We start from the raw sequence: 14,906 nt of genomic DNA, 5'->3' as shown, positions 1-14,906 counted from the left end.
GGTTAGGCGATTAAAACGGACGATGCTTGACGAAGAGAGGGCTGCTGGATATTCTCCAACAGCCCTCTCTTCGTTCACTCCCCTCATAACTGCTCCAATCGCTGCGCGATTCGCGGAAATACGCGGAACGCGTTGCGATAGAATACGTCGCTGTGATGCTTCTCGGGAACAAGCTGGCGCACGAAGTCGATGTAGACGTCGATAGGTGCTAGCGGCCAGTCGGTGCCGAACAGCATCTTGTCGTAGCGGTCCGCATAGATGAGTGCACGGCGGAAGTGGTCCATGAACAGCTGCTCGCTCTCGAAGCGGCTGAATTGCCGCTTCTCACCGACGAGCAAGCCGGAGAGATCGGCGTAGACGTTCGGATTCTTCGACACGACCTCCGCCGCATCCATCACCCACGGATCGCCCAGATGGCAGAGCATGATGCGAACGTCTCTCTGCTGATAAGCGAGCTCGTCGACCGTCAGCGGATGGGAATACTTCAGCAGCCCGTTGATGGAATAGGTATCGCCGGTATGAATGACGACAGGTACGTCGTATTGCTTGGCCAGCTCATAGATAGGCCCGTATACGGGGTCCGTCACATAATAATGATAGTAACCGGCGTACAGCTTGATGCCGGCCACATCCGGCGAAGCGAGGCGCCGCTCGATCGCGTCCAATTGCTCCAGACTGTTCGGAGCGGCCAGTTGGACGGGATTGATGCCGACGCACTCCATCAGGAATGGCGGCATCGGCCTGGCCAGGTCCAGCGCCATCGGATTGCTTGCCGTCGTATCGGGGAACGCGCCTCGGGATTGCTCCTCCACGCCCATGCCGATACCCAGCACCACGTCATTGTCTGCGAATTCCGCTTGCAGCCCCGCCACGCTATAATCCACGCCGGACAGATCCCGCGCCGTATGGTGGAAGCTCTCAATGTCGGACAAATGAATATGAACATCTATAATTGGCATTGTCGGCCAACCTCCCTGGTTCCTACTGATTGGCTTGATGGAATTGGAGCTCGACCAAGCTCTTCAATTGCTTATACGCGAGCGGTGTCGTTCCAAAAGTGAAGAATACCGGATCGCCCCAGACGGAAGCGCCGTCCCGAATGGACTTGCGCTGTTCGACAGCGTATTCGATCAGAGCATTATTCGTATAAAGCAGCCCTTCCGAGCCCGGATGGCGATTCACGGCATGGAGCAATGCGGAGCGGTCATCGGAGCTCATGCGTAGCATACCTTCCGATCGAATCTCCATCCCCACTATACCGCAACGGTAGCGGATAGCGCCAGCTTCACACGGCTCCACCCAGCCGTTCTGCAAGGAGCCGCCGGGCGACAGCGAGGCGGTCAGCTTGAACGGTCTGTTAGTGTGGAACAAGCCGGAGCGATTGCTCAGCCGCACCACACAGCAGAGCACGGGCGAACCCGGCAGCATCAGTGCGTACAGGCTAAGCTCCAGCCCCCGCCACTTCTCATGCTTGCGAATCGAGGTGCGCAGCTCGATGCCGCTCCATACGTTGCCGCGGTTATCGGTTAACGATGCGAATGCCGCGCTGTGCGTCTCCTCCGACAGGCTGAGCGGCGACATGCCGGGCAACGATGCGGATATGCCGCCAAGCCACGGATTCATCCAGGAGCGGGGACCGGGCTCGGGATAGGAGCTGTCGAGCCACTCTTCCCCTCTGTACTGGAGAGAATGCAGCGCTGCGCCGAACGCGGGCGATGCCTCGATGCGCATCGTGCCGTTGCTGCAGTTGTAGAGCTCGCCGGCCGCACCCTGTCGTATCACCTGCGTGATGGGGGCGTCGGACATTGGAATGTATGCGGCACTGCGGCGGAAGGTCAGCTCCTTCGCTTCGAATGTCAGCTCCGCCGTCTCGATCTCCCGATGGCGATTGTCCGCCTGCTCGTCTGTCTCGTCTACCTTGAAGGACGATGCATATCGCTCATCCTCCTGACGGAAGGTCTGCCTCTCCGGCTCGAAGCGGGTCTGCGACGAAGACAGCTGCGCTATGCCGTCCAGAGGCTGATTCCGATGTTGCTTCAGCTCCAGCACGGCGGCATCGCGAGTGAACGGGTTGAGCTCCTTCGGCAGCAGCTCGCAGGGGTCGCTCAGCAAGGGACGGAAAGCCTCTCGGCGCTTCATAGCCAGCGAGCGGAAATCCCACCAGTCCGGGTATGTGCCGACAGCCAGCACTGTCGGGGGAGTGCGATACGTCGTATCTCCATGGGCTGGCGCTCCGATAGGATATGCAATGCCGAAGTGCCACTCCGTAGGAATCAGCTCGGCCGATGGATGCCAGCAGAAGCCGGTAGTCTCCTTGCCGGAGCGGCTGAACAGCCAGTTCTCGGATAGGCGTTCAAGCTCCCAATCGTCGCTGTCTGCCGCATGCGGCTCTGTCAGATCATAATAGCGGCCGTCATACGGTAGTACCAGCTTCTCCCAGTCCATATAGAACGGCTCGTTCACATACAGTCCCTCCGGCCATCTCTCGTCCGAGGCGCTGTCATTGCGCACTTCCATCCAGCGCTCAGCCAGCCCGTTCGCACGCAGCCGCCCGTACGAGATGACCGTCAATCCCGGGAAATCGTCCGACGGGTAGCTGGCTTCAATGACCATGGCGTCTCCATCTGCATATACGGAGACTTGCTCGGCTCTCTTCCGGACGAATTCGGAAGAGAACGGCTTGCCGATCCGCGGCGCGTACCATGTGAAGGGAGCGGCGCCGCCCCAGCCGGACAGCGACATTTCGTTCGACGTCTTGTTCAACGAGAGCGTGTAGGAACCGTTCACGGCGACCCAGGAGTGGACGACATCGCCGCCGAATCGCCCCGTATTCCCTTTGAACATGCCATGCAGCTTGCATACGTAGGTCGATTCACTTCTGCCTTCGGGCATGGCCGTAATCGACACGTCTTCGGAGTAGAGACCGTAGTCGCTTAAGGTGTACCGGATCGGGACGGTTGCCCGTCCGTTCGCCGGAATGGAGACGGATAATTGCGGCTGCTCGAAGGTGATGAAATCGGCCGGAGGCAATGCGAATCGGAATTCGGCCGCTTCATTATAATGATTCTCGAACGTCATGAACGCTTCGGAAGATACGTCGGCATACTGCTCTTGCTCGGCGACCGCCAGCTCCACCTTGGCGGGGAACTTCGGAGCGATGCCCGTCCGGAACGTCGCTTCACGCCCATTAATGGTCCATACGGCGGTAACGGCGGGATGCGTCTTCCAGTCGCTCTGCTCCTCCGCCACCGCCCCAAGCTGGAATTGGCCCTCTACGATCCAGGTATCCTCTACGACAGCGGATTGTTCCAGCCTGAAGCGAATGTTCTTATGATCAACGCCCCGGACCGCACACTCCAGCGGCTTGCCCGTCTTGTTGCGGACGACGTATCGGACAGCATAGCTGTATCCGAACACCAGATCATGCCCCTCGATCTCCGTATGAATGATATATTCGTCGGTCTCGATCAGGCGCAGTCCTCTGCCGGTCTTCTCGAATTCCACGCGAAGCTTAGCTATGTCATTTTTCCAGTTATAGGTGTAATATTCAAATCCGTTCTCCTTCCGGCCATCCGGGGAGATATCCAGCGTGCGCATGCTGTCGGCATACCAATCCAGCTTCTCCATACTGGGGAGCAGCGCTTCAGTCTGCAGTACAGTCGGGATGAAATTCATCAGATGAACGGAGTCGTCCTTCTTCTCCCAGAAAAATCCGCACTTCTTGTACATCGGAACGGCCTTCGTATTCCCTGCCCACGTGAACAGATCGAGGCGCGGCCAGCCCATCTCGACCGTCTTCTTAACGACTGTGAGAATGAGGGACTTTCCGATCTTATGACCGTGGTAAGCGGGGCTTACGTTCAATAAAGGCACGTAGAGCGCGCCTTCATCATGCTTGTAATATGCGAAGCTGCAATAGCCGACCACTTTGGCTCCGATTACAGCCAGGAATACGTGCAGATGGTCGCCGTTCTCGATCTCGCGCGCCACCAGCTCCGCCGTGCGTACATGATTGCCGCCGCCCCAGCTGTCTTGACTTTCGTTCCACATCTCAGCGATTGCTCCGGCATAGCTGGGGTCGTATTCCACAATTTGCAATTGCTGAATGGATTGTTCCGGGCTCATGTTCTCACCTCGCATGAATAATATTGACATTATTCAATTAATTGTAAGTCAACTGGGGGTGGTGGTAAAGTAGCTCAAATGGTTTTAAACGATCTCAACCTGGATGATGGGGATTGCGGCTTATTAACACTGCGCTAACATGCCCCCGTTATACTGTGTGGATATTGTTGAAGGGGATGAGTCAGTCATGCTTCGCTTCTTGCGCCGGCATTCCATCAAGTGGCAGTTAGTCAGCATAGGCTTGATCGTCTTGCTGGGGGTAAGCGCCATCAGCGCGCTCTCGTTCTGGCAGTACAGCAAGCTGATCTATGAGAAGAACAGCGATAACACGAAGGAGCTGCTGCTCACGATACGCAATAATATCGGAACCAATGTCAACGCGATGAATCGGGTGATGGCCGCCATCGGCTATAACGAAATCGTCCAGCAATATATTACGGAGCAGGATCCTGTGATGCGGTATGAGCTGTATGGGCAGATATCCAAGCTGATTGTCAACTTGAAATCGTTGAGACAGGGCATCGTCGATGTCGCCATCATCGGACTGGACGGCAATTCCTTCAACTGCAACGGCTGTGGGGAAGTCATTCCGCAGCGGGATATTCCGGAGAGGTCGAGCGGCTATTACTATACGGCGGAGCAATGGAACAGAACCAAGGTGGAGCGGGGCATCGTCGCCGCGCTGCCGGTGTATTCCCAAGGGGAACATCGTGCATTCGGCACCAAGATCGGCTATGTGCTGCTGCTGGCCGACGTCTACGCGATCGCGCCGGAGATTCGGACCATCTCCCAGAAAACATCGGGGCAATTCTATATCCTCGATCGTGAGGACCATGTGTACTCCAGCAACGACTTATCCAGCATTGGAGGGACATTGGTTCCCTACCTCACTGACCCCGGTATCGAATGGGGAACAAGAAGGAGTGGGGACGACGGGGTGACGTATATCGTTCATCGGGAGCCGCTGCCAGAGCTGGGGGGCGCGATTGTGAGCAGAATACCGGTGAGCGAGCTGTTCTCGGGGCTGGAGGACGTGCAGCGGATCGTATCGTATAGTGTGGTTGCGTTGCTGCTGATCGTGCTGCTGTTCTTCTGGCGGGTGAGCCGGCATATTCTGGAGCCGCTACGCAAGTTCATCCAGTTCATCTACTCCATCAGGCTTGGCAGCTCATCCGGCTTCCAAGAGCGCGTATCGCTGGAGGGGTATAAGGAAATTACGCTAATGGCGAACAAGTTCAACTTGCTGCTTCGCGAGATTGACACATTGACAGACAAGCTGGTATATGCCCGTACGGGGTTAATGAAGCTGGAGCTGATGAAGCAGGCGGCGGAGCTGGCTTTCCTCAAGAGCCAGATTCAGCCACACTTCCTGTACAATACGCTGGAGACGATGAAGGGAATTGCGGCCTATAAGGAAGTGGACGAGCTGTACGATATGGCGGACGGACTGGCGGAGGTATTCCGCTACAGTGTGAAGGGGGAGGACACGGTAACTCTGCGCGAGGAGACGGCTATGGTGGACGCTTATCTGAAGGTGCAGCAGATCCGGTTCGGCGACCGCTTCGAGACGGTGCGGGCATACGGTGAGGAAGAGCTGTCGTGTCATGTGCCGAAGATGGTGCTCCAGCCCATCGTCGAGAATGCGCTCTTGCACGGTATTGAACCGAGCATGACGAAGTGCACGCTTGCGATCAGCTGCCGGAAGGATGCAACAGGCCATCTGGTCATGTCGGTTCAGGATGACGGCGCAGGCATGGATGAAGCCGTACTGGAGCGGATTCGCCGCAAGCTGAGCGATCATGAGCGGGAGCTTGAAGTGAAGGACCATATCGGACTTGTCAATGTAGACAAGCGCTTGCGATTCCTGTATGGCGATGCGGGCCGGTTGTCTATTGACAGTACGTGCGGTGAAGGGACGACTGTGACCATGAAGATTCCATTGCGAGGTGAGCAGAGTGTATAAAGTGCTGTTGGTTGACGATGAGAGATGGATTGTTGAGAGTTTGAAGAAAGCGCTGGACTGGGAAGGGTACGGCTTCCGTATTGCAGGCGAGGCTTATAACGGGCTGGACGCTTATGATCGCATTGCGAAGCTGCAGCCCGATCTGGCGTTCGTCGATATACGGATGCCGGGCATGAACGGGTTAGAGTTGATTCAGAAGGTGAAGGAGCAGGATTATGCGATCGAGATGGTCGTGGCAAGCGGCCATGCAGAGTTCGAGTATGCGTGCAAGGCGATGAATTCGGGCGCTGCCGGCTATTGCGTCAAGCCGTTCCATCGCGGAGAGCTGGCCGATGTCGTACAGCGGATCAAGACGCGGCTGGACAAGCAGTCGGGACAGATGCAAGAGCAGCGTGGGGCTGGGAAGGAGGGCTTGCAAGAGGCGAAGGGGCTGCGGGGAACGCAGTCGGCGGGTCAAGATGCGGCGGTGCGCTCGGCGGATCAGCAGCAGTCGGTGCAGTCGGCGGATCTGAAGGCGATGCAGCGGGAAGCCCGACTGCCGGAACAACTGATGGAGCGGCGGCCGGTAGAGCAGATGGCTGGATTGCAGGTGCAGCAAGCGAGCCAGCTGTCGAATCGACTGGAGAGCGGAGTTCAGGTGCAGCGTGTTGGACCATTGCGAGGTATGTCGTCGAATCAGCAGATGGGGCCGTCAGGGCAATGGCGTGATCAGCGAAGAGATCAGGGACCTGGTAAGCAGGAGAAGCAGGGTAACCCTCAGCTGAGGGAGATCCTGCGCTATCTGGAGGAGAACTATCATCGCAATATTACGGTGCAGAGTGTGTCCAAGCGCTTCTATATGCATCCTAACTACTTGAGCCAGCTGTTCAAGAAAGAGATGAAAACGAATTTCACGCAGTATGTGACGGCTATGCGGATGGAATGCGCACAGCGTCTGCTGCGCGAATCGGCGCTTCCCGTGAGCGACATCGCGGAACGGACGGGTTATCGCGATTACTTCTACTTCGCAAGAACGTTCAAGAAGCACACCGGTATGACACCGACCGCATATCGAGATGCGCGATATTAGCTCACTTTAAAAGTAGCCTCGCTGTATTTTGTACGATAGGTCGTTACTGCTTAGGTACTAAAGCAAGTAAGGGCTTATCGCTCAAAATGATCACATAGATTCGGAAAAGCAGTGGGAATGGTGCGCGATTGCTCATTTTGGTCACATAACCCCGTCAAGCGAGCCTCGTATCGCCGAAAAGTGAAAGCTTATGTGATTAGCAAGCAGCCAACCAATAAAGTTAGTGTCGAAGCGCTCGTGTCGTAGCGCTTTTTTTGTTGACAGGTTGTAAAGATGATTTGTCCATATAACGCATGAGGAATGTTCATATGAGCGCGGCGCGACTTGCTTTATAGTGTGGGTATACGGCACGGCAACACCACCGCTGCAACAGAAGAAGGGAAGATGACGCCATGACGAAGCGCTCGAGACTATGGAAGCGAATAGCCGATTACAAATACTTTTATATACTGGCGCTGCCGCTGCTCCTCTACTACTTCATCTTCGAATACGTGCCGATGTACGGCATCATACTCGCGTTCAAGGAGTTCAACTATTCGGCGGGCATTATGGGCAGTGAATGGATCGGCCTTGCGAACTTCACGGAGATATTCCAACTGAACGACTTCAGGATCGCATTCCGCAATACGCTTATTATCGCCTTCGGACGCTTGCTGATTGAATTCCCGGTACCCATCGTCGTGGCGCTGCTGTTGAATGAGGTGCGCAAGGCGAGCATGAAGAAGTTCTATCAGGTCGTCTACACGTTCCCACACTTCTTGTCCTGGGTCATCGTAAGCGGCATTCTGATCAACTTCCTCGGCTCGGCGGGCGTGCTGAACCAGTTGCTTGTCATGATAGGCTTCGAGAAGGTGAACTTGCTTGTAGACCCATCCTCGTTCCGTGGCCTGCTGTTCGGAAGCAGCATATGGAAGGACATGGGCTGGGGAGCTATCATCTATCTGGCGGCGATCGCCAGCATTCCGCCTTCACTGTACGAAGCGGCAAGCATTGACGGTGCGAACCGGTTCCAGCAAATGATTCATGTCACTTGGCCGATGCTGAAGCCGACGATTGCCATCCTGCTCATATTAAATGTAGGGGGCATGATGAGCTCCGGTGGCGGCGGCTTCGATCAAATATTCAATCTGTATAATCCGGCGGTCTATGAGGTCGCGGACATACTCGACACCTATGTGTACCGGCGTACGTTCGCCGTGGGATCAAGCTATGGAACATCCACAGCGATCAGCCTGTTCAAGGGCGTCATTAACTGCATCCTGCTTATTGCCGCCAACCGAGCGGTGAAGCGGATCGGACAGGAGGGGCTTGTCTAATGCGAAGAACGATGAACTGGGCGGACTATACGATACATGCGGTTTTGCTGCTGCTGGCATTCCTGATGATTCTGCCCTTCTATAATGTGGTCATTACGTCATTCGCCCATCCGTCCGCCGTTGCCAAGCAGAGCTTCTATCTCATCCCGACCAGCTTCGATCTGTCCTCGTATCGGATGGTGCTGCAGGGTAGCTATATTGGGACGGCTTATCTGAATTCGGCGATCGTCACGCTTGTTGGAACGTTCGTCAATATGCTGGTGACGACATGCGGCGCGTACGCCCTGTCCAAGAAGGGAATGCCCGGTCAAAAGATTATGATGTCCGGCATTATCTTCACGATGCTGTTCAGCGGCGGACTCATTCCTTACTACCTGACGATCAAAGGGCTGCATCTGATCAATACGATGAGCGTTATGATCTTGCCGCTGGCGGTCAATACGTTCTTTCTGATTATTATGATTAATCACTTCCGCAGCATTCCTCCGAGTCTGGAGGAGTCCGCGAAGATTGACGGCGCCAACGATATATTCATCTTGTTCCGTATCGTGCTGCCGATCTCGCTGCCGACGCTAGCCGCCATTACGCTGTTCTATGCGGTGGCCCGCTGGAACGAATGGTACCATGCGATGCTGTTCGTGCTGGAACCGGACATGCATCCGCTGCAGCTGTACCTAAGAGAGATGCTGATGGATGTGACGAAGATGGCCCGCGACGATATGAGTGCGACGATGATCGCCCAGCTGTCGAACACGTATCCCGACGGGATGAAGATGGCCAGCGTCATTATGACGATGGCGCCGATCATGCTTGTCTATCCGATCCTGCAGAAGTATTTTGCGGCGGGGGCAACGCTTGGCGCCGTGAAGGAATAGCCGGGCATCGGCCGCTTGAGCCGGCTGGTGAAAGGGAAGCAGAGATGTCAGTTGGGAGCGGCAGGACTGATTAGCGCGAGACGGATTAGGACAACAAGACTGATTAGCACGTCTAGATTGATTAACACGATAAGCAAGACCAACCCCGTTTTAGGACGACATGCTCGTCTTAAAAATATAAAACACATATTCTCAGGGAGGCTTCATCATGAAAAGCAAGCGTAAGTTGTCTGTAATGTTGAGTCTGGTCTTAATGGGTACGCTAATCTCCGCATGCGGATCGGCGTCCGATAATGGGCAGAATGGCGGCTCCAAGCCGGCGGCGACTGCGGCCACGCAGTCGGAAGAGACGAATGCAGGCAACGATTCCGGGAAGGCAAGCGGCAACAACGACAAGACGCTGGACATCTCGATGGCGTACTTCAACATCGGCAAGGCATTCCCCAACCGCGAGAACGACGAGTTCCTGAAGAAGCTGGAGAAGGACTTCAACATGAAAGTGGTCGATAAGGTGATCAGCTACTCCGACTATCAGGAGAAGCTGCAGCTGTGGAGCGTATCCGGCGAGCTGCCGGACGTATTCAGCCATGATTTTATTAATAAAGAGACGTATTATACGTGGATCGAGCAGGGCATTATCCGCCCGCTGCCGGACGATCTAAGCAAATATCCGAACGTGGAGAAGGTGCTGAGCCTGCCGGATACGCAAAACTTGAAGGTGGACGGCAAGTTCTACATGATCCCTCGCCTTACGTACCGGGACAATGACTCCTGGGCGCTGGACAAGGCGCTTGTCGTGCGCAAGGACTGGATGGACAAGCTCGGCCTTCAGGAGCCTGTAACGTATAAGGACTATTCCGCCATGCTGACGGCATTCGCGAAGAACGATCCCGACGGCAATGGCAAGGACGATACGATCGGCCTGACATTCCGTTCCAGCTCGATGCTGACGTCGATTGCGATGGGGACGCTGCCGAACATTGCGAACGGCTCTTGGGTGAAGGAGGACGGCCAGTACATTCCTTACTACGCTTCGGAGAAAATGACTGACGTCGCCGTACAGATGCGCAATCTGTTCGCTAACGGCGCGATCGATCCCGACTTTGCGATTATGAAGACGAATGACGGCATCGACAAGTTCGGACAGGGCAAGGTGGGCGCGCTCGCCGGACAAGCGACTCCGAATGCGCTGAAGCAGTACAAGACGGCGTGGGAGAAGTACAATCCGGATGTGAAGTTCGAGGATGCGGTCGCTGTAATCCCGGTATCCTGGGCGAATGAGGAAGGCAAGCGATACCGCTTCACGAATGTGGCATTCTGGTCGGAGAGCTACTTCAGCAGCGCAGTGGATGATGAGAAGATGGACCGCATTCTGCAACTGTACGATTACTTGCTGTCAGACGAATTCCTGACGGTGAAAGCTTACGGCTTCGAGGGCGTGGACTACAAGAAGGAGGGCGACAAGTTCGTCATTACGCGCGACAAAAATGAAGACGGCACTTACGTAGGGTTCAGCGAGCAGTATCCGTCCCTGCATTACCTGTTCGGACCTCTTGCCGCATGGAATCAGCAGATGGAATACGAGGACAGCGAAATTAATACGATCAATTACGGTGAAGACATTATTGCATTGTCCCATGCAGCGTTCAAGCATCATCTGGACAGCTTCGAGCCCATCCCGACGAACTATGCGATTCAGTTCATGTACACGCCTGCCAAGGCGAAGCTTGGCGCGATTAATCCGTCCGAGGATATCACGAAGCTGATGTTGGGCAAAGGAGATCCGGCTGCGGAGTGGGAGAAGATCGCCGCGGGCTATGACGACAAAGGGCTGCAAGAGGCGATTGCGGAAGTGAATGAGAAGGCGAAGGCGGAAGGTATTCAGTAGGCTGGCGGAGTGAATGAGAAGGCGATAGCGGAAGGAGATCACTGGCTAGTTTGAACGGTAGCGTACCTGATGTATAGATTGAAATAAACAACTTTGAGGGGCATCTACTGTACTTATTCCAACTGTAGTCGTGTGAGAATGAAGATATGGCCTTACTAATGACACAAAATACAGTTTGTATTCATTAGCAGGAGGGATAAGCTCATCTTTAAGTCACTTTGCTGATTGTAGTTAATTAAAGAAAATCTCCCAGAGCGCGATGCGTTCTGGGGGATTCTTGTCTCGTACTTGACACGCATATTGTGTATGCTTGATGGTAAAGGAAGGAGTTGGGAGAATGATGGACAGGCGGGATCTATTGCAACGGTCGCTGGAGGAATGGACGGCTTCAAGCCTCAATTGCGAATGCGGGGTGCATCACCGGGTTGAACTGCGGAAGGTTGTGTTGGAGGAAGGGGCGCTTGGACGCGTCCATGATGTGCTGGAGGAGCTGAAGCTGGGCGGTCGGCTATTCCTTCTCTCCGATCAGGTCACATATGAAGTCGCTGGGCGCAGTGTGCAGGAGCACTTGTCGGATAAGGGGCATGAGGTGGCGTCTTGCATTCTGCGCGGCAAGCCGGTCTATGCCGACGAGCTTGCACTTGGCCAGGCGCTGGTGGAGCTGCCTCTTGGCACGAACTGCATTGTGGCGGCAGGATCGGGAACGCTGAACGATATTGCTCGTTATCTCAGCTACAAGTTGGACATTCCTTATATTATTGTAGCAACAGCTCCTTCCATGGACGGATTCGCATCCGGCGGCTCACCGCTTATCATCGACGGATTTAAAGTGACGTACCATGCGGTGTCGCCTGTTGCGATCGTGGGAGACTTGACGCTGCTTGGACAAGCGCCTGCTCCGATGATAGCCGCAGGCGTCGGCGATATGCTGGGCAAGCTGACGGCACTGGCGGATTGGCAACTGGCAAGCGTCGTGGAAGAAGAACACTACTGCCCATTGATTGCGGACATGATGATGCAAGCCGTGGAGGCGTGTGCCGAGCAGGCCGCCCGGCTGGGAAGTGGAGCGGGATTGGTGAGCGATATGGCGAGTGGTACGGAGGGCGGAGCGGGATTAGCGAGTGCTGCGGAGAGTGGAGCGGGAACGGCGAGTGGTGTGGTGAGTGAAGCGGGATTGACGAGTGCTGCGGAGAGTGGATCGGACCGGGGAAGCGAGGACGTTGTTGAGAGTAAAGTTGAGCGGGAGCTTGATGTCTGCGCAGAGAACCGGAGGGTAGATGCGACAGCAATCAAGCGGTTAATGGAGGGGCTTATCTTATCCGGCATTGCCATGGGGATGCTGGGCAACTCCAGACCGGCTTCGGGATCGGAGCATCATTTGTCCCACTATTGGGAGATGAAGCATGCGCTTCGGGGTCTGCCGCCCGAGTTGCACGGCTTGAAGGTCGGCGTGGCGACGTTAATGATCCTGCAGATGTATGATCGGCTGCTGGAGCTGGATGCCCGTGAGCTAGCCATGGCGGCGAAGACGCCGGAGGAGCTGGCGCGCTGGGAGAAGGACATCTATGAAGGCTACGGTCCGCTTGCCGTGGATTTGGTGAAGGCCAATAAAGTGATGTTCCTGCCTCAAGAGGAATTGGATGTGCGGATGAAGCGGCTGCATGAGCGGTGGGATGGACTGAAGCGGCAGCTAGCGGCATGCCTGGAGTTCGTCCCGTATGCACAGCGAATATTGGAGCAGGCCGGCGCGGCCTTGCATCCGTCGGATCTTAACATTACCAAGCAAGATTCAGCTTACGCGCTGCGATATGCGAAGGAAGTGCGCAGCCGCTACACGATTCTCCAGCTTGCCGATCAATTGGGGCTGTTGGAGCAATGGTCGGAGGAAATATCGGAGCGGCAATGGAAGCATTGGGAGGAGAGGGAGTACGTGACGAGAAGAGCGGACAAGGTGTATTGGCAGGCGCATCGCGGCGGCGGCGCCTACGAGGCGCCGGACAACACAATGGGAGCGAATGAATATGCCTGGGGACTGGGCGGCATACCGGAGGCGGACGTTCGCACGACCAAGGACGGCGTAATTGTCTGCCTGCACGATGCGACGCTGGCGCGTACGACGACGGCTCCTTCCGAGATCGCGAATGTGCCTGTCTCGCAGCTGACATTCGGGGAAGTCTCCGCCTGGGATGCCGGCGTGAAATTCGACGCCAAGTTCGCCGACGAGCGGGTTCCTGCGCTGGAGGAAGTGTTCCAGGCGATGCAGGGGCGACCGGAACGGCTCGTTTATTTGGACCTGAAGGAAGTGGATCTTCACCAGCTTGGCGCATTGATTGATCGATACAAGGTGAACGAGCAGGTGATCTTCACGCATTATGTGCAGAGCAATTGTGCCGAGATGAAGGCGATAGCGGATGGCGTCCGCTGCATGCTATGGATCGGCGGCAATGCGGAGCAGATTAAGGGGACGTTCCAGGCGGCTCGGGAATCGGGCTTCGAAGGGCTGGATCAAGTGCAGCTTCACCTGAATGACGGGCATGGCTCGGATTTATGGCCATATGAGCTTGAGGCCGAATTTTTGAAGGAAGCGTTAGAAGTCACGTTGGCGGCGGGCATCGATCTGGAGGTGCTGCCGTTCCGCTTCGACCAGCGCTCTATGAGCGATCTGCTGGACATCGGCATCACTTGGTACGCGACGGACGAGCCGGCGCGCTTCGTAGAATGCGTGAAGACATGGGCAGAAGCGGAAGAACGCGTCGGCCTTGTCGAGCTGAGCGAATAAGAGTGGGAGTGAGCGAGGTAGAGCTGAGAGTATAATTGCCGAGATGAATAAGTAAACAGCAGGCAGAGCGAAAGTGAGGAAGCCAGTGAATAGTGGGAGCAAGCGGCAAGGCGGGAAGCTGAGTGAAAACATATATATGGGAGAAGAGCTCTGAATCGGGAGGCGGTGGTCGCGAGTGCGGCCGCCGCCTTTGATGTGGTTTGTCTGGAGAGTGCCATAGTAGCCTCCTATCGCTCAAAATGGTCACGTGGCCACAGGATAAGCCTAAAAAGTGAGCTCTATCGCTCAAAATGCACACATAGCCCGACCAATCGAGCCCCGTCCGCCCCAAAGTTGCTCTCTATCGCTCATTATGCTCACATAGCCGCCGAAAAAGAGCCGAAAAGTGAGCTCTATCGCTCAAAATGCACACATAGCCCGGCAAATCGAGCCCCGTCCGCCCCAAAGTTGCTCTCTATCGCTCATTATGCTCACATAGCCCGGAAAAAGAGCCGAAAAGTGTGCGCTATCGCTCAAAATGCACACATAGCCCGACCAATCGAGCCCCGTCCGCCCCAAAGTTGCTCTCTATCGCTCATTATGCTCACATAGCCCGGAAAAAAGGCCGAAAAGTGTGCGCTATCGCTCAAAATGCACACATAGCCCGACCAATCGAGCCCCGTCCGCCTCAAAGTTGCTCTCTATCGCTCATTATGCTCACATAGCCCGGAAAAAGAGCCGAAAAGTGAGCTCTATCGCTCAAAATGCACACATAGCCCGGCCAATCGTACCCCGTCCGCCTCAAGTAACGTTCTATCGCTCAAAATGCACACATAGCCCGGCCAATCGTACCCCGTCCGCCTCAAGTAACGTTCTATCGCTCAAAATGCACACATAGCCCGGCAAATCGAG

General features: G+C 55.5%; 8 protein-coding genes. 6 read left to right on the top strand and 2 right to left on the bottom strand.

The features are described 5' to 3' along the window. Positions 1 to 83: 83 nt before the first annotated feature. Complete coding sequence (locus M6D81_RS30770; protein ID WP_262681396.1) at positions 84 to 959, bottom strand: amidohydrolase family protein; 876 nt, start codon at positions 957 to 959, stop codon at positions 84 to 86. Positions 960 to 981: 22 nt separating this feature from the next. After that, positions 982 to 4,125 carry a GNAT family N-acetyltransferase gene (locus tag M6D81_RS30765; protein ID WP_262681395.1) on the bottom strand — a complete coding sequence of 1,048 codons (3,144 nt, stop codon included), beginning with the start codon at positions 4,123 to 4,125 and terminating at the stop codon, positions 982 to 984. A gap of 187 nt (positions 4,126 to 4,312) precedes the next feature. Here M6D81_RS30765 and M6D81_RS30760 point away from each other — a divergent pair, with 187 nt between their 5' ends. The 6 genes from M6D81_RS30760 to M6D81_RS30735 all read left to right on the top strand — a co-directional run bounded on the left by M6D81_RS30760 (position 4,313) and on the right by M6D81_RS30735 (position 14,015). Then, positions 4,313 to 6,088, top strand: coding sequence for a cache domain-containing sensor histidine kinase (locus tag M6D81_RS30760; protein ID WP_262681393.1), 1,776 nt, complete (start codon positions 4,313 to 4,315; stop codon positions 6,086 to 6,088). Continuing rightward, on the top strand, positions 6,081 to 7,157 hold the full coding sequence (locus tag M6D81_RS30755) for a response regulator transcription factor (RefSeq protein WP_262681392.1): 1,077 nt from the start codon (positions 6,081 to 6,083) through the stop codon (positions 7,155 to 7,157). Before M6D81_RS30760 ends, M6D81_RS30755 begins: the two co-directional genes overlap by 8 nt. A 392-nt stretch (positions 7,158 to 7,549) precedes the next feature. Further along, on the top strand, positions 7,550 to 8,473 hold the full coding sequence (locus M6D81_RS30750; RefSeq protein ID WP_262681391.1) for an ABC transporter permease: 924 nt from the start codon (positions 7,550 to 7,552) through the stop codon (positions 8,471 to 8,473). Continuing rightward, entirely contained in the window at positions 8,473 to 9,348 is an 876-nt protein-coding gene (locus tag M6D81_RS30745; RefSeq protein WP_262681389.1) for a carbohydrate ABC transporter permease, read from the top strand. Before M6D81_RS30750 ends, M6D81_RS30745 begins: the two co-directional genes overlap by 1 nt. A gap of 208 nt (positions 9,349 to 9,556) precedes the next feature. Next, entirely contained in the window at positions 9,557 to 11,236 is a 1,680-nt protein-coding gene (locus M6D81_RS30740; protein WP_262681388.1) for a type 2 periplasmic-binding domain-containing protein, read from the top strand. A gap of 337 nt (positions 11,237 to 11,573) precedes the next feature. Then, positions 11,574 to 14,015 carry an iron-containing alcohol dehydrogenase gene (locus tag M6D81_RS30735; RefSeq protein WP_262681386.1) on the top strand — a complete coding sequence of 814 codons (2,442 nt, stop codon included), beginning with the start codon at positions 11,574 to 11,576 and terminating at the stop codon, positions 14,013 to 14,015. Positions 14,016 to 14,906: the final 891 nt, after the last annotated feature.

This window comes from Paenibacillus sp. J5C2022, from assembly GCF_025567625.1.
GTDB lineage: Bacteria > Bacillota > Bacilli > Paenibacillales > Paenibacillaceae > Pristimantibacillus.
The sequence above is the reverse complement of the archived record's forward strand: the minus strand, read 5'-3'. Positions and strand labels throughout refer to the sequence as shown.